The organism is Arthrobacter sp. 179, from assembly GCF_052379645.1.
Lineage (GTDB): Bacteria > Actinomycetota > Actinomycetes > Actinomycetales > Micrococcaceae > Arthrobacter_H.
The window spans coordinates 1-14663 of sequence record NZ_JBQSYU010000024.1; the positions used below are offsets into that span (position 1 = coordinate 1).

17 protein-coding genes and 1 pseudogene are annotated in these 14663 nt (G+C 66.6%); 3 read left to right on the forward strand and 15 right to left on the reverse strand.

Annotated elements, in window-relative coordinates; genetic code table 11:
• Positions 1-61: 61 nt before the first annotated feature.
• The 9 genes from pyk to hisI all read right to left on the reverse strand — a co-directional run bounded on the left by pyk (position 62) and on the right by hisI (position 8234).
• Entirely contained in the window at positions 62-1603 is a 1542-nt protein-coding gene (gene pyk, locus ACT3UE_RS13000) for a pyruvate kinase (protein WP_444561212.1), read from the reverse strand.
• Positions 1604-1663: 60 nt separating this feature from the next.
• The gene (locus tag ACT3UE_RS13005) at positions 1664-1840 is read right to left on the reverse strand and encodes a hypothetical protein (protein WP_444566840.1); all 177 of its coding nucleotides are present in this window, start codon (positions 1838-1840) and stop codon (positions 1664-1666) included.
• A 318-nt stretch (positions 1841-2158) separates the two neighbouring features.
• Positions 2159-2956 (reverse strand): tryptophan synthase subunit alpha, encoded by a 798-nt coding sequence (gene trpA, locus ACT3UE_RS13010; RefSeq protein ID WP_444561214.1) that lies wholly within the window; start codon positions 2954-2956, stop codon positions 2159-2161.
• Positions 2953-4254 carry a tryptophan synthase subunit beta gene (trpB, locus tag ACT3UE_RS13015; protein ID WP_444566841.1) on the reverse strand — a complete coding sequence of 434 codons (1302 nt, stop codon included), beginning with the start codon at positions 4252-4254 and terminating at the stop codon, positions 2953-2955. The genes trpA and trpB overlap by 4 nt, the downstream gene beginning before the upstream one ends.
• 47 nt (positions 4255-4301) lie before the next feature.
• Complete coding sequence (gene trpC, locus ACT3UE_RS13020) at positions 4302-5132, reverse strand: indole-3-glycerol phosphate synthase TrpC (RefSeq protein WP_444561216.1); 831 nt, start codon at positions 5130-5132, stop codon at positions 4302-4304.
• A 2-nt stretch (positions 5133-5134) separates the two neighbouring features.
• Positions 5135-5404 (reverse strand): HGxxPAAW family protein, encoded by a 270-nt coding sequence (locus ACT3UE_RS13025; RefSeq protein ID WP_444553974.1) that lies wholly within the window; start codon positions 5402-5404, stop codon positions 5135-5137.
• Between the two features lie 122 nt (positions 5405-5526).
• The gene (locus ACT3UE_RS13030) at positions 5527-6249 is read right to left on the reverse strand and encodes a Trp biosynthesis-associated membrane protein (RefSeq protein ID WP_444553975.1); all 723 of its coding nucleotides are present in this window, start codon (positions 6247-6249) and stop codon (positions 5527-5529) included.
• On the reverse strand, positions 6246-7802 hold the full coding sequence (locus ACT3UE_RS13035; protein WP_444553976.1) for an anthranilate synthase component I: 1557 nt from the start codon (positions 7800-7802) through the stop codon (positions 6246-6248). Before ACT3UE_RS13035 ends, ACT3UE_RS13030 begins: the two co-directional genes overlap by 4 nt.
• 33 nt (positions 7803-7835) lie before the next feature.
• The gene (hisI, locus tag ACT3UE_RS13040; RefSeq protein WP_444561219.1) at positions 7836-8234 is read right to left on the reverse strand and encodes a phosphoribosyl-AMP cyclohydrolase; all 399 of its coding nucleotides are present in this window, start codon (positions 8232-8234) and stop codon (positions 7836-7838) included.
• A 91-nt stretch (positions 8235-8325) separates the two neighbouring features.
• Between hisI and ACT3UE_RS13045 the strand changes: the two genes are divergently transcribed.
• Positions 8326-8961, forward strand: a complete 636-nt coding sequence (locus ACT3UE_RS13045) for a TIGR03085 family metal-binding protein (protein ID WP_444553978.1) — start codon at positions 8326-8328, stop codon at positions 8959-8961.
• Positions 8962-8964: 3 nt separating this feature from the next.
• On the opposite strand, the gene ACT3UE_RS13050 is transcribed toward ACT3UE_RS13045, so the two are convergent.
• The 3 genes and pseudogenes from ACT3UE_RS13050 to ACT3UE_RS13060 form a co-directional block, all read right to left on the reverse strand.
• Positions 8965-9324, reverse strand: a complete 360-nt coding sequence (locus tag ACT3UE_RS13050; protein ID WP_444553979.1) for a DUF488 domain-containing protein — start codon at positions 9322-9324, stop codon at positions 8965-8967.
• A 65-nt stretch (positions 9325-9389) separates the two neighbouring features.
• Positions 9390-10370, reverse strand: a pseudogene (locus ACT3UE_RS13055) (squalene cyclase).
• 59 nt (positions 10371-10429) lie between these two features.
• A complete protein-coding gene (locus tag ACT3UE_RS13060) occupies positions 10430-11212 on the reverse strand; it encodes a DUF2785 domain-containing protein (RefSeq protein ID WP_444566842.1) in 783 nt (260 codons plus the stop codon).
• Positions 11213-11333: 121 nt separating this feature from the next.
• Between ACT3UE_RS13060 and ACT3UE_RS13065 the strand changes: the two genes are divergently transcribed.
• Positions 11334-11690, forward strand: a complete 357-nt coding sequence (locus tag ACT3UE_RS13065) for an ArsR/SmtB family transcription factor (protein WP_444566843.1) — start codon at positions 11334-11336, stop codon at positions 11688-11690.
• The gene (locus tag ACT3UE_RS13070; RefSeq protein ID WP_444566844.1) at positions 11687-12235 is read left to right on the forward strand and encodes an SRPBCC family protein; all 549 of its coding nucleotides are present in this window, start codon (positions 11687-11689) and stop codon (positions 12233-12235) included. Before ACT3UE_RS13065 ends, ACT3UE_RS13070 begins: the two co-directional genes overlap by 4 nt.
• Before the next feature lie 37 nt (positions 12236-12272).
• Here the strand turns inward: ACT3UE_RS13070 and ACT3UE_RS13075 are convergent, their stop codons facing one another.
• From ACT3UE_RS13075 to hisG, 3 genes are read right to left on the reverse strand one after another with little or no spacing between them, the layout of a single operon-like run.
• Positions 12273-12992, reverse strand: coding sequence for a GNAT family N-acetyltransferase (locus ACT3UE_RS13075; protein ID WP_444553983.1), 720 nt, complete (start codon positions 12990-12992; stop codon positions 12273-12275).
• 22 nt (positions 12993-13014) lie between these two features.
• Positions 13015-13785, reverse strand: coding sequence for an imidazole glycerol phosphate synthase subunit HisF (gene hisF, locus ACT3UE_RS13080; RefSeq protein ID WP_444553984.1), 771 nt, complete (start codon positions 13783-13785; stop codon positions 13015-13017).
• 11 nt (positions 13786-13796) lie between these two features.
• Positions 13797-14645 (reverse strand): ATP phosphoribosyltransferase, encoded by an 849-nt coding sequence (gene hisG, locus ACT3UE_RS13085; RefSeq protein ID WP_444553985.1) that lies wholly within the window; start codon positions 14643-14645, stop codon positions 13797-13799.
• Positions 14646-14663 lie beyond the last annotated feature (18 nt).

A 14663-nucleotide genomic window follows, 5' to 3' on the forward strand; every position in this document is an offset into this window, starting at 1 on the left:
GGGCGCCCCCCGGGGGGGGCCCCACCACCGTCGGACTTCAGTTGTCTGTGGCCCTTTGGGCCTAGTCGCCGTCGGGCCTCGGCGGGTTGGCCGGCTGGCCTTCGGCCGCCTGGGCCTTGGTCCGCCAGGGGCCGACCTTCTCCCGGAAAGGTGCCTGGTTCTTGCTGCCTTCCAGCAGCTGGCCGGCGTCGGCGATGTCCCCGACCCGGTGGATCCGCAGCGAATTCGTGGAACCGGCCTGCCCGGGAGGTGAACCGGCGGCGATCACGACCATGTCGTTGACCTCGGCCAGCCCCTCGGCCTGCAGCGATTGGTCGACCTGGGCCGTCATCTTATCGGTGTGGTCGGCGTAGTCGACGAGGCGGGGCTGCACGCCCCAGACCAACGTCAGGATGTTGTAGGTGTGCTTCAACGGAGTGAAGCCGAGCACCGGCTCCGAGGGGCGCAGCCGCGACAGGCGACGTGCCGAATCACCGGACTGGGTGAAGGCGACGATGAACTTGGCGTCCAGCTGGTCGGCGATCTCCACGGCGGCGCGGGTGATGGCTCCGCCGCGGGTGCGCGGCAGCGTGCCGAGCGCGGGGATGCGCTCCAATCCGTGGTCCTCGGTCGCGGAGATGATCCGTGCCATCGTCTCGATGGTCTCGATCGGGTACTGGCCCACCGAGGTCTCCCCCGAGAGCATGACCGCGTCGGCACCGTCGAGAACGGCGTTGGCGCAGTCCGACGCCTCGGCGCGGGTCGGCGTGGGTGACTCGATCATCGATTCGAGCACCTGGGTCGCGACGATGACCGGCTTGGCCCAGCGCCGCGCCAGTTCCACGGCACGTTTCTGGACCAGAGGAACCTGTTCCAGCGGCAGTTCCACCCCGAGGTCGCCACGGGCCACCATGATCGAGTCGAAGGCGTCGATGATCTCCTCGAGGTGATCAACGGCCTGCGGCTTTTCGATCTTGGCGATCACCGGAAGTCGGCGGCCTTCCTCGTCCATGATCTCGTGGACCCGTTCGATGTCCGAGGCGTTGCGGACAAAGGACAGGGCGATCATGTCCACCCCGGCGCGCAGGGCCCAGCGCAGGTCGTCTTCGTCCTTCTCGCTCAGTGCCGGGACGTTGACCGCGACGCCGGGGAGGTTGATGCCCTTGTTGTTGGACACCTCTCCACCGACGATGACCTCTGTGACGACCTTGCGGTCATCGACTTCGACCGCACGCAGGCCGACCTTGCCGTCGTTGATGAGCAGGCGATCTCCCACCTCAACGTCCTGGGGCAGGCCCTTGAACGTCGTGGAGCAGATGTCCTTGGTGCCCTCGATGTCGTCGATGGTGACGGTGAACCGGTCACCGACCTCCAACAGGTGCGGGCCGTCGGAAAACCGTCCGAGCCGGATCTTCGGGCCCTGGAGATCGGCGAACACGCCGACCGGGCGCCCGAGCTTCTCCGACGCCTGACGGACGTTGGCCAGGTTCTCGGCGTGGGTTGAATACTCGCCGTGGCTCATGTTCAGCCGGGCCACGTCCACACCGGCCTGGAGCGCCTGGAGCGTCTTCTCGAAGGTTCCAATGGCCGGCCCAAAAGTGGCCACAATCTTTGCGCGTCTCATACCGAAAGCCTATCCGCCTTATCTCGTCCGAAAACGGGGACGCGGACGAATCCGCGACCCTCACATCATGTCGATGGGGCGAACGCGCGGCGCCACGGGGGCGGGCAGCCGGCTCACACCCATCAGGTACTCGTCCATCGCGGCGGTGCAGAAGCAACCCGCTGAAATGGCCCACACGACCAGCGCCTGCCCACGTCCGGAATCCCCGGTCGCAAACACGCCTGGCGTGTTGGTCATGTAGTAACCGTCTCGGGCGACACTGCCCCGGTCATCAAAATCGATCCCGGCCCGTTCATCCAGGCCGGCGGGTTCCGGCCCGGTGTTTCCCGGATCCGAAAGCGTGAAGACGGCGGGACAACGCATCATTCAGGCCGGTGGCCTATTCGCATTCCCCATGGATTCCTCTTCGAAAGCCATGACGCCGGTCACACGACCGTCCTCACTGTGGAACTCTACAGCAGATCCCGGCCCGAAGTATCTACGGCAGCCCACATGTGACGTAGCAGCCAAGCCCCGGACCGGGACGACGACGGCATGGTCCCGTCCTCCCTTGGTTCAGGAGGCCGCCACCGGGTTGCGTCCGCTCAGTTCGGCGGCCAATGCGGCCACGGCGTCGACTCCTCCGTCGCGCAGGGCCGCGACCAGGGCCGTCCCCACGATCACACCGTCGGCGTAGGCGCCGATTTCACGCACATGCTCGGCCTTGGAAACCCCGAGCCCGACGCAGGCCCGGGGTGCCCCGGCCTCCCGGGCGGCCTCCACGACGGCCTGCGCGGCGGAGGACACCGAGGTGCGGGCCCCGGTGACCCCCATAATCGATACGCAGTAGACGAAGCCGCGGCTGGCTTCGACCGTGGCGCGCATCCGCTCGGGGGTGGAGCTCGGGGCCACGAGGAACACCCGGTCGAGGTCGTATTTATCGGAGGCCTCGAACCATTCGGAGGCTTCATCGGGGACCAAGTCCGGGGTGATCAGCCCGGCGCCTCCGGCCTCTGCCAAGCGACGCGAGAACTCGTCGACGCCCAGACGCAATACCGGGTTCCAGTACGTCATCACCATCACTGCGGCATCGCAGCGCTCGGTGATGCCGCGGATGATGTCGAACACCTGCGCCACACGGAAACCCTGGGCCAGCGATTGCACGGTGGCGGCCTGGATGACGGCCCCGTCCATGACCGGATCCGAGTACGGGATGCCGATCTCGATGATGTCGGCACCGTTGTGTGCAACGGCCACCGCGGCATCGATAGTGGTCTGGATGTCGGGGAACCCGGCGGGCAGATAGGCGATCAGCGCCGGCCTGCCCTGGCTGCGGGCCCGCTCGATGGCTGCTTCGGAGGTCATGCGGGTCATTCGGCTGCCCCTTCGTCCGGGTCGATGAGCTGGAACCATTCGGCAGCGGTTCCCACGTCCTTGTCACCGCGTCCCGAAAGGTTCACGATGATCGTCTTCTCCTGCGGATCCGCCGCCGTTTCGGCAAGCTTCCGGCCGACGCGCAAGGCCCCGGCCAGGGCATGTGCCGATTCGATCGCGGGGATGATGCCTTCGGTCCGCGAGAGCAGGCTGAAGGCATCCATGGCCTCGGTATCGGTGATCGGTTCGTAGGTGACCCGGCCGATGTCATGCAGGTAGGAGTGTTCCGGGCCGACGCCGGGGTAGTCCAGTCCCGCCGAGATCGAGTGCGATTCGATGGTCTGGCCGTCCTCGTCCTGCATGAGGTAGCTGCGGGCTCCGTGCAACACGCCCGGACGCCCCAAGGTGATGGTGGCCGCATGGCGGTCGGTGTCGACGCCATCGCCTCCCGCTTCAAAGCCATAGATCGCCACGGAGGGGTCGTCGAGGAATCCGTGGAAGATCCCGATGGCATTGGAGCCGCCCCCGATGCAGGCGCAGACGGCATCGGGCAGCCGGCCGGTCTGGGCGATGATCTGTTCGCGGGCCTCCTCGCCGATGACCTCGTGGAAGTAGCGGACCATGGCCGGGAACGGGTGGGCCCCGGCAGCTGTTCCCAACAGGTAGTGGGTGTTGTCGACGTTGGCGACCCAATCCCTCAGGGCCTCGTTGATCGCGTCCTTCAGCGTCTGGGAACCGGCGGTCACCGGTACCACCTCGGCGCCCAGCAGACGCATCCGTGCCACGTTCAGGGATTGCCGACGGGTGTCCTCGGCCCCCATGTACACCACGCATTCCATGCCCATGAGGGCGGCGGCGGTGGCACTGGCGACCCCGTGCTGACCGGCCCCGGTTTCGGCGATGATGCGGGTCTTGCCCATCCGCTTGGCCAGGAGCGCCTGGCCGATGACGTTGTTGATCTTATGGCTACCGGTGTGGTTCAGGTCCTCACGTTTGAGGAAGACCCGCACACCCCCGGCGTGTTCGGAGAAGCGCTTGGCCTCGGTCAGCAACGAGGGACGTCCGGAGTAGTTGCGGTTCAACTCGGTGACTTCGTCGATGAACTCCGGGTCGGCCTTCGCCTTCTCGAACGTATCGTTCAGTTCGTCCAGGGCCGCGATCAGCGACTCGGGCATCCAACGGCCGCCGAAATCACCGAAGTACGGGCCCGGGGCGTGGCGCAGGCTCCTGCCCTCGGCCAGGAAGGCATCGGCGGGGTGCTCCGCGGAAGCCGCGGGATCTTCTGGGGTCTGGCTCATGCGTGGCCTTCCTTCGTTCAGGCGTGGTGAGGGCTGTCCGGGGTGGGTCAGCGTCCACGCGGGGGCTTGGCCGCGCTGCCGACCTCGATGAACGAGCGCAGGGCGGTGAGTGGGTCGTTGTCCTTGACCAGTGCCTCGCCGACCAGCACCGCATCCGCCCCGTGGGAGCCGTAGAGCGCGACGTCCTCGCGGCCACGGATCCCCGATTCGGCGACGATGACCACCGAGTCCGGGATGTCCCCGGAGAGCCGGGCGAACGTTTCCCGGTCCACGTCGAGGGTCTTGAGGTTGCGGACGTTGACACCGATGATGCGGGCGCCGACGCGCACGGCCCGCTCGACTTCCTCGGCGGTATGCGTCTCCACCAGGGCGTTCATGCCCAGGTCGTGGGTCAGGTCGAGGAAGCTGCCCAGTTCCTCGTCGTCCAGGGCGGCAACGATCAGCAGGACCAGATCGGCGCCGTGGGCGCGGGCCTCGTGGATCTGGTAGGCATCGACGGTGAAGTCCTTGCGCAGAAGGGGGGTGTCCACGGCGGCCCGGACGGCATCGAAATCGGCCAGGGACCCGCCGAAACGGCGTTGTTCGGTGAGCACCGAAATCACCGATGCTCCCCCATCGCGGTACTGACGGGCCAGAACGGCCGGTTCGGGGATATCGGCCAGCGCCCCCTTGGAGGGGCTGCGCCGTTTGACCTCGGAGATCACATGGAGCACCTGGTCGCGTCGGGAGGGATCGAGGTGGCCCCCCAGGGCGGCGAGGGCGTCGCGGGCTGGCGGTGCCGCCTGGGCACGGGCCCTGATGGCGGCGTCGCCGACCCGCAACCTTCGATCGTGCAGGTCCTCGCGAACTCCGGAAATGATGTCCTCGAGAACACTCACGACTAGTGTCCGTCGTTGTTGGACCGGTGTCCGCCGACGCCGAACCCGATGATGCGCATGACCAAGCCGGCGATCAGGCCCAAGATGATGATGGCGACGCCGATGTAGACACCGACCTCGGCGTAGAGTGCGAAGGAGATGCTGCCGATCAGGAAGCCGATGAAGATGATTCCGACGCCCGTCCAGGCGGCGATGCTGTTTCCGTGTCCCACGGGCTCGGTGAGAACCGGGTCCGGGCCGTGTTCTGTCTGGACGGTCGTGTTGCTTGCCATGATCTGATCTACTCCTCAGTGCCTCAAGTATCCCCGGTCTCATTCGGGGCCAAACTGTGTTCCATTCTGCCATTCTTTTGGCTGCGATGAGGCCATGTTGCCCCACGCGTACCCGGGTGTGGCTAACCCGTGGGGTCCTCGCCCCGGGTCAGGCTGTCCCAACCGTCGATTTCGTCCATCGACTCCTCGTCCTCGGGCTGTTCCTCGGACGAGGTCGGAGCCCCGCTCCCGGGGCGCTGCGCCGTGGCCGGGGCCGCGTCCCCGGCGACCGTGTCCGCAACCGGGGTGGCAACGGCCTGCGTGGCCGGTGCGGGAGTGTATTTCCGGCTCGTCTTCCACCGGTGCCCGGCCACGGCCAACCACACGGCGGTGGCCATGATCCAGACTCCGATGACCACCGTCAGCCACGGCCAGAACGTCAATTGGTAGTCACCGTTGACCCTCAGCGTCCCTGCGGCCGCGCCCACCGTCGAAACGGAGGCGGCGACCGGGTCGGAGAGGGCGCTGATCGCCGAAGCGGCGATCCCCAACCCCGAGAGGAGGATCAATACGGCGATGATCCATCGGGCCATCCGTCCGGCGATCGCCGCGGCGACCGAACCTGCCAGCACGACCACGGCCAGAGCCGCCACTGCCGTTGCGGCATCATCACCGGAGACATCGAAGGGCTGTACGTTGATGGCGCCGCTGGATGGAATGACCCGGACCCAGGTCCGGGTGCTCATCGCCAGGGCGGCAATGGCCCCGATGACGCCGGCGGAGACGACCATGCGTTTGGACATCCAGCGTCCGATCACCTTTCGTTCAGGGTCCTGGTCGCTGGTTGGGGTGTTGGTCTGGCTCATGCGTCCTCCTCGGGGACAGCCGGCTGCAGGGTCCGGGCGGCCCAGACGGCCCGAAGCGGTGCCGCCGCCTTGTTGATGCTTTCCAACGACTCGCCATCCGGGTCGGAATCGGCGACGATCCCGCCACCGGCCTGGACGTAGGCCCTTCCGTCCTTCAACAGGGCCGAGCGGATCGCGATGGCCAGGTCCATGTCCCCGGCGAAATCCAGGTAGCCCACGACGCCGCCATAGACGCCTCGGCGGTGGGGTTCGAACTCGTCGAGCAGTCGAAGGGCCCGGGGTTTCGGAGCCCCGGACAGCGTGCCTGCGGGGAAGGTGGCCGCCAACACGTCATAGGCGGTGGCCTGTGGTTCCAGGCGTCCGACGACGTTGGAAACCAGGTGCATGATGTGGCTGAAACGCTCGACCTCCATGAACTGGGTGACCTCGACGCTCCCGGGCTCGCAGACCTTCGAGAGGTCATTGCGGCTCAGATCCACCAACATGAGGTGCTCGGCACGCTCCTTCTCATCGGAGAGCAGGTCCTTCTCATGGAGGGCGTCGTCTTCGTAGGTCTCCCCGCGGGGCCGTGAGCCGGCGATGGGGTGGGTGACGACGTGACGTTCGTTGACGGTGACCAGCGCCTCCGGCGAGGATCCGACCACCGCGTAGGTATCGCCGTCGGCATCCTCGAGGTTGTAGAGGTACATGTACGGGCTCGGGTTGGTGGTGCGCAGGATCCGGTATACATCCAGCGGGTCAGCGGCGCAGTCGAGTTCGAACCGTCGGGAGACCACCACCTGGAAGACCTCCCCATCGACGATTGCTTCCTTCCCGCGCAGGATGGCCTGGCGGTAGCCGTCTTCATCCCAGCTTTCGGTGACTGCCGCCATGAGCTCGGCGGTGGGGATCCGGTTCCCGGAGAAGACGGTCGCCGATCCCGGCGCGGTGTCGGTCAAGTTCCCGAGCATGACGTGCAGCCGGGACACGGCGTCGGCGTAGGCTTCATCGACCCCCGTGTCGGCCCCGTCCTGGTTGATCGCATTGGCGATGAGGGTGAGCGTGGAGTCGCGGTTGTCCAGAACTGCCATATCCGCCACGAGGTTCATCGCCAGCTCCGGCAGGCCCAGGTCATCGGGTGGGGGGTCGGGCAGCTTCTCCCAATGGCGCACGCTGTCCCACCCGATGAAACCGACCATTCCCGAGGTGAACGGGGGCAGTCCGTCGAGGGGTTCGGTGCGCAACCGGGCCACCGTATCCCGCAGGACCTCCACCGGGGTCCCCTCGGTCGGGACCCCGGCCGGAGGGGTCCCGATCCAGTGGGCCTGGCCCCCACGGGTGGTCAACGTCGCCGAGGAACCGCATCCGATGAAGGAATAGCGGCTCCAGACACCCCCCGCTGCGGCGCTTTCCAGCAGGAAGGTGCCCGGCCGGCCGCCCGCGAGTCGTTCGTAGACGGCGATGGGCGTGACGGTATCGGCCAGGACGCGCAGGTTCACCGGGATGACGCTGCGACCCCGCGCCAGTTCACGGAATTCCTCGAGAGTGGGGGAAACAACCCCGAATTCATGCATGCTGTACTGGATTTCCTTGCGTCGTTGGAAGCTTCATACGTTGGCCGCGGACGGTCCTTCGACGGCGGGAAGGGCCCGGCCGTCGAAACAAGTCCGCGTTCCGGTATGGCAGGCGGCCCCGATCTGATGGACCTGGATCAGCAGCGCATCCCCGTCGCAATCGCGGGCTACCGAGCGCACCAGTTGCTGGTGCCCCGAGGTGTCGCCCTTGCGCCAGTAGCTCTGGCGTGATCGGGACCAGAAGGTGACCCGCCCGCTCGTCAGGGTCCGGCGCAGGGCCTCGTCGTCCATCCATCCGAGCATCAGCACCTCGGCGGTGTCGTGTTGTTGGATGATGGCGGCCACCAGGCCGTCGGCGTCTCGTTTGAGGCCCGCAGCGATCTCGGGATCGAGTGCGGGATCCGGACTCCGGGGGGCTGGGTTCTGCGGCATCGCCTCCAGTCTACTGGCCGTGGACTCGCGCCACGCAGTCGGTGACTCGGGTACCGGGCCGTAGGCCCCGGAACGTGCTAGCTTCGGGGTAATGCGATACGTACACCCGTCCCGTGAAGTCCTCGCCGAAGTCCTGCTGGCAGCCGGCCCGGACGAGGCGACGTTGTGCGCCGGTTGGAAGACACGACACCTGGCGGCACATCTGGTTCTGCGCGAACACAGCCTTTGGGCTGCGGGCATCGCCATCGGGGCGTTTCGTGCCCCCATGGAACGCCGATTGCAGCAGGCGGCCCGTCGGGCCGAGGATCCCGGACATTATGCGGAGTTGGTGGACCGGTTCCGCCGAGGCCCCTCCGCGCTGTCTCCGTTGGCCCTTCCGTCCGTGGGCCATGCCGCGAACCTCATCGAATTCTTCGTCCATGCCGAGGACGTCCGCCGGGCCATGGATCGGTGGGCCCCGCGTGTGCTGGACACCGATTACGCGGATGTCCTGTGGGAGTCCCTGATCCGTCAGGCGGCGGTCTTCTACCGGGGCACCGACGTGGGCATCATCCTGCGCCGGCCGGAGGGACAACGCCACGTCGTCCGCAAGGCGTCCACCTCCGTGGCCATCACCGGGGACCCCGGAGAGCTGCTGATGCATGCCATCGGACGACGCGAACACGCGTTGGTGACCTTCGAAGGGTCCCCCGACGCGCTGGCCCTCTTCTCCAGCTCCGAACAGTAGCTTCTAGGATTCTTCCAGGATCCTGGCCAGGACGGCCGCCTGGCTATGGTCGATGTCCTTGGTGGCGGACAACAGCGTGAGCCGTTTGCCGCGCACGCTGTCCTTCAGCTTTTCGAGTGCGGCCCGGCCTTCGTCGGAATCGAGTTCGGAACGGTATTTCCTGGCGAACTCCTCGAACTTCTCCGGATCGTGCCCATACCATTTGCGTAGTTCCGTCGACGGGGCCACGTCCTTGTTCCAATCGTCGAGCGCGGCATCCGCCTTCTTCACCCCCCGCGGCCAGATCCGGTCCACCAGGACCCTGGTGCCGTCGTTGTGGCCGGGCTCCTCCTGGACTCTTCGGACCCACACATTCAGTGGCATTGCCCCTCCTCGGATGGCTTTTCTCGGAGCATACCCCGGCTGGGCCCCGAGGTGAACGCCCCTAATCAGTCCCGCTCCCCGGCGTCTGGTTCCCACCAATCGAGTACCCGCAGGCCGGACCAGGTCAACCATTTCGACGGTTCACCGGGCGGCACATCGACGTCGAACCACGTGGCGCCGAGCAGCCGCGCCGCCTGGCGCCACGTCGCGTCTGCCGTCCGGGCGGCACGGACCACCTCGATTGCGTCGGCCAGCCGGGGATCCGGCGCGGTGCCTTCCAGCAGTGCCACCTCCCGGAAATGTTCCAGTGCGGCAAGGGCGCTGTACCGGTGGCGGCTCGGATGGAGGAACTCGGAGACGAAATCCCCGATGGGTTCCCCGGTCGTGGCCCGGTAGAGAAGTCGTCGTTCCAGCAGGTACTCCTCGCCCCCGTGGCGGGCGGCCCGCAGCGAGGTGTCGCCCGTCAGCTGCTCGTGGGCGAGCAGGCCGCGCACGGCGTTGAGCGTCGAGTGCACGGACGATCGAATCGAGTTCCCTTCTTCTGCTTCACAATTCCAGCCACCATCGGCCAGCCGGTAGGCAGGAAACCACTCGATGAGTCATGAGACATCAGCCCCGAGCCACGCGCCGTTTGCCAGTGTGAACGAATTGATGCAGACATCGACCTCGCCGCCCCAATAGGGCAGGTCGTCATATTCCCAGGTGCTGTTCCTGTCGAGTTTTTCGGCGGTTCCTGCCAACACGCCGGCCTCCAGCCCCCAGTCGCGCAGGTCCTTCAGCGCCCAGGTGGTCGCCGTCCAGGGCTGTCCCGGTTCCCTGGCCTCGGCACTGCCCAAGAACCCTGCAGGAAAGTAGGCTCCCCCGGCCCATTGGCCATCCGGGTCCTGCTTCGAGAGCAGGCGGGCACCGTAACCCGCGGTGGCGATCCGTGATCGCGTTTCCTTCCACACCGCCGGATGCGCGCCGGCAACATCCCTCTGGACCTGCCAACGCAAGGCAGGATCCGAGTCCAGAAGCCAGTCGAGCATCTCCGGTCCGGTTGCCATTCCTGCAGGTTACCGCCGGGGCCGCCGCGGGGAAAGGGGGATCCGCGGCCATCCTGCGGTCACTGCTGCCCCGATGCCCCGGCCGGGTTCCACATCCATGGGGAGGCCAGATGGAGGACATCGCGGATCCGCTGCCCTACCGCGGTGGAATGCCGGACACGAACCCTCCGGCCCTGGTACGACATTTTTTCGTCCGTCAGCAGCTGGACCACGCGGAGCGTCCGGATCGAGTTGGAGACGAAGGCGGGCACGGGCCCGGAGTCGGCCCGCAGGAATGCTTCTTCGAGGGGATCCAGCCAGGAGAGGGCATCGTCCGGGGTGAGACGCGGATTCGCCAGGGTGATGGCCAAGGCATACCCCAGCCGGTCGTCCTCCTGGTCGCGCCAGATCCCCGGGCCCTGGTGCAGCATCCTCAGGGCCGCCAGGTCAAGGGCGGGCCGCGGTGATTCCCGGGCCATCCATCCGAAGGCACCGAGCACGTCCGCCCCGTGGGCCACGGCATGGAGCCAACCGCGGACGTCGTCATATCCGGTGGTTTCTTCTTCGGTGGCGTACCAGGTCGCGAAATCGTCGAACCACCCGGGTTCAGCAGCGTCGTGGAGGATGAGTGGGATCAGCACCAAGGCGGCGAAGCTCCGCACTTCCACGCGAGGGTCGGCCAGTCGTTGCACCGCGGTCGAGCCGACCCGCCTGCGTTGTGCCGGAGAAACAGCCGGCGAATCCAGTATTTCGTAGAGCCGGCCCAGCGACTCCCCGTCCCTGATGAGGGGGTCGGGCGAGCTGATGTCGTCGAGGAGCCCGGCGATCTCCGCCTCGTAAATATTTCCGTTCGGCTGGGACATTCCCTGAAACTAACACGCAGCCGTCCCATGGCACAGCCTGGATGCTGGTGGCCAGGAGGACCCGTTTCGATTCCAGGAATTAACCCTTGTGTTATATAACCAAATGCACAATGTTCGATGAGTGGATGTCTTTCAGGTGTTGGCCGACCCGGTCCGTCGTCGCATCGTCGAGCTGCTCGGCGGTGGTGAACGGCCCGCGGGAGAAATCGCCCAGGCGCTGCACGTCGAGTTCGGGATCAGCCAACCGGCGACATTGCGCCACCTCCGCCTATTGCGTGAATCCGGGGTGGCGGTGTGCACCAACCACGGCGCCCAGCGCCGATATCACTTGGATCGGGCCACCTTGGATGACGTCGCCACCTGGCTTCAGGACGTGCGCAGCTTCTGGCACCAACGCCTGGACGCCCTGGACACGGAACTATTCCGGGGAAGACCCGCAAACGCAGCGGACGAGCTCAACGAGGAGGACATCTCATGACCACGGATTCCGAAGGTGCCATCGATGCGGAGAACCGCAGCGTACGATTCGTCCGCCACTATGCCTTGGGCCGGGAAGACCTCTGGCAGGCCTTCACCGACCCCCAACGGCTGGCCCGGTGGCTGGGCGCCGTGACCGGTGATATGCGGGAGCACGGCCGATACGGTCTTGACTTCGGGGACGACGAGACCACGACCGGCCGGATCACCACCTGCCGCGAACCCGACCAGCTCACGGCCACCTGGGAATCCCCCGGTGAGGGGACCACGCAGGTGGACGTCCACCGCTCCGATACCGGCACCGGCACCCGGGTGGTCTTGACCCACGCTTCACTACGCCCGGAAGACTTGCCTGGGCATGCGGCGGGCTGGCACACGCATCTGGACCACCTCGATACGGACCTGAACGGCCATCGGGCGTCCGGATGGTCCGAAAGGTACAACGAGTTGTTGCCCCGGAACACCAGTCATGGGCCGGGTGTCCCGGCCACTGGCCAAGGATCGTGGGCGAAGGATGCCCCCTCGCTCCCGCCACCGACGACATGACCGCCGCCGGCAGGGGGCGCCGTGGTGCTGAAGAAGCCTAGAGGGCGCGGGTGCGGTAATGATAGGTGGATGCGGTGCTGAAGCCCAAGGCGTTGTAGAGCACGATGGCCCCCACATTGGACTCCCGGACCTGCAGCCAGACACCGTCCAGTTCACGGCGGTAGGCCTCATGCAGGACGGCTTCCATCACCAGCCGCGAATACCCCCGGCGCCTGGCTTCGGGGCGCGTGGTGACACAGTAGATGCCGCCGTGGTTCTCCACGATGGCCAACCGGGCGATCGATTCGATGCGTCCGTCCACCCGCAACGAGATGTAGGTCGCCGGCACCCCTGTGAGGATGCGGCGGGATACCGCCCGGTCGTCCTCGGCGGCGGGGCCGTCCTGGTACCAGAACAGCTCCAGCCAGTCCTGCGGGGGTTCGTCGGTGAATTCCAGGCGTACGTCGGGGACGATCTCGGCGAAACGGTCCAGTTCCGAGCCGTCCATGACCTGGACCAGGGTCGGCGTGCCCACGGTATAGCCGCGGGCCGCCAGATAGGCATCCAGATCGGCGGGCTGGGCCGACGGGGAGATCTGGAAGGTCGAGTTCAGCCAGCGCGCGGCACTGCGCGTCTCGACCTCCTCGAGAGCGGCATCGAGGTCATTGGGTGCGGCAACCGGGAGCACGGAATTGGCGCGCTGGCTGATGCCGGCGGAAAAACGCAGGGTCCACCCTCCGACGGCGCTCTTTTCAAGAGCCGGCCAGGCGGCATCCATCAGCCGGTCTAGCTCTTCTGGTTCAGCGAACAGGATAACCTGCCTCCTTGATGGCTTGTTTGACCTGGGCGATCATATCGACCGGGCCGAAATGGAAGATCGACGCCGCCAGCACCGCATCGGCTCCGGCGGCCACTGCCGGCGGGAAATCCGCGGGTGCCCCGGCACCGCCGGAGGCGATGAGCGGCACGTTGACCGCCGCGCGGACGGCGGAGATCATTTCGAGGTCGAATCCGTTCTTGGTCCCGTCGGCGTCGATCGAGTTCAACAGGATCTCACCCACCCCGCCGTCGGCCGCCTCACGGGCCCAGTCCACGGCGTCGATCCCGGTACCGGTCCGCCCCCCATGGGTGGTGACTTCGAAACCAGAGGGCAGCGAGGGGTCGCTGCTGCGCTTGGCGTCGACCGAGAGGACCAGGACCTGGGAGCCGAATCGCTCGGTGATCTCCCGGATCACCTCCGGACGCTTCACGGCCGCCGTGTTGATCGACGCCTTGTCGGCCCCGGCGCGCAGCAGGCGGTCGACATCCTCGACCGAGCGGACCCCGCCGCCGACGGTCAACGGGATGAAGACCTCTTCGGCGGTGGTGCGTACGACGTCGAACGTGGTTTCCCGGTCCCCGGAGGTGGCGGTCACATCCAGGAACGTCAGTTCATCGGCTCCTGCTGCGTTGTAACGCTGGGCCAGTTCCACGGGATCCCCGGCATCGCGCAGGCCCTCGAAGTTCACGCCCTTGACGACACGTCCTGCATCGACATCGAGGCAGGGGATGACACGGATGGCTACAGTCACGGGTGGATCCCCTAAATACGGATGGCGTGGATGTTGGTCACGAGGATGGCGCGGGCGCCCAGCTCATAGAGTTCGTCCATGATGTTGTTGGCCTGGGCCTGTTTCACCATCGAACGCACCGCCACCCAGTCGCCGTCGTGCAGCGGGGAGACCGTGGGTGATTCCAGGCCCGGAGTCAAGGCGCACGCCCGGGAGACGAGGTCCTTGCGGATGTCGTAGTCGAGCATCGCGTAGCGGCGGGCCACCAGGACGCCCTGCAGTCGGCGGGTGAGGATCTCCAACCCGTGGGGGTGTTCGCCGGTCCGTCCGATGAGCACGGCCTCGGACTCCAGGATGGCTTCGCCGAAGGTCTCCATGCCGGCCGCGCGCAGGGTGCTGCCCGTTTCCACGACGTCGGCGATGGCGTCGGCGACACCGAGTCGTACCGAGGATTCCACGGCGCCGTCCAGACGGACCACGGCCGCGTCGATCCCCCGTTCCTCGAGGTAGCTCTTCAGCAACACGTCGTAGCTGGTCGCCACGCGCTTGCCTTCGAGCTGTTCGACGGATGAGAAGTCCCCGACGGGTCCTGCGAAGCGGAAGGTCGAGGCGCCGAGTCCCAGCGGAAGGAGTTCCTCGGCATCTCCGTTGACCCCGGCATCGACGAACAGATCACGGCCGGTGATGCCCACGTCGAGGATGCCGCGTCCGACGTAGACGGCGATGTCCCGGGGACGGAGATAGAAGAATTCGATGTCATTGTCCGGATCGACCATGACCAGTTCGCGGTTGTCGCGGCGCTGGCGGTACCCGGATTCGTTGAGCATGGCGGTGGCGGCCTCCGAGAGGGCGCCTTTATTCGGTACGGCTACTCGCAACATGGCGGTGCTCTTTTCTGT

Excerpts from the sequence above, each read along its gene's own strand:
- pyk (WP_444561212.1), bottom strand. The coding sequence starts at position 1,603 with ATGAGACGCGCAAAGATTGTGGCCACTTTTGGGCCGGCCATTGGAACC.
- ACT3UE_RS13005 (WP_444566840.1), bottom strand. The coding sequence starts at position 1,840 with ATGACCAACACGCCAGGCGTGTTTGCGACCGGGGATTCCGGACGTGGG.
- trpA (WP_444561214.1), bottom strand. The coding sequence starts at position 2,956 with ATGACCCGCATGACCTCCGAAGCAGCCATCGAGCGGGCCCGCAGCCAG.
- trpB (WP_444566841.1), bottom strand. The coding sequence starts at position 4,254 with ATGAGCCAGACCCCAGAAGATCCCGCGGCTTCCGCGGAGCACCCCGCC.
- ACT3UE_RS13025 (WP_444553974.1), bottom strand. The coding sequence starts at position 5,404 with ATGGCAAGCAACACGACCGTCCAGACAGAACACGGCCCGGACCCGGTT.
- ACT3UE_RS13030 (WP_444553975.1), bottom strand. The coding sequence starts at position 6,249 with ATGAGCCAGACCAACACCCCAACCAGCGACCAGGACCCTGAACGAAAG.
- ACT3UE_RS13035 (WP_444553976.1), bottom strand. The coding sequence starts at position 7,802 with ATGCATGAATTCGGGGTTGTTTCCCCCACTCTCGAGGAATTCCGTGAA.
- hisI (WP_444561219.1), bottom strand. The coding sequence starts at position 8,234 with ATGCCGCAGAACCCAGCCCCCCGGAGTCCGGATCCCGCACTCGATCCC.
- ACT3UE_RS13045 (WP_444553978.1), top strand. The coding sequence starts at position 8,326 with ATGCGATACGTACACCCGTCCCGTGAAGTCCTCGCCGAAGTCCTGCTG.
- ACT3UE_RS13050 (WP_444553979.1), bottom strand. The coding sequence starts at position 9,324 with ATGCCACTGAATGTGTGGGTCCGAAGAGTCCAGGAGGAGCCCGGCCAC.
- ACT3UE_RS13060 (WP_444566842.1), bottom strand. The coding sequence starts at position 11,212 with ATGTCCCAGCCGAACGGAAATATTTACGAGGCGGAGATCGCCGGGCTC.
- ACT3UE_RS13070 (WP_444566844.1), top strand. The coding sequence starts at position 11,687 with ATGACCACGGATTCCGAAGGTGCCATCGATGCGGAGAACCGCAGCGTA.
- ACT3UE_RS13075 (WP_444553983.1), bottom strand. The coding sequence starts at position 12,992 with ATGGATGCCGCCTGGCCGGCTCTTGAAAAGAGCGCCGTCGGAGGGTGG.
- hisG (WP_444553985.1), bottom strand. The coding sequence starts at position 14,645 with ATGTTGCGAGTAGCCGTACCGAATAAAGGCGCCCTCTCGGAGGCCGCC.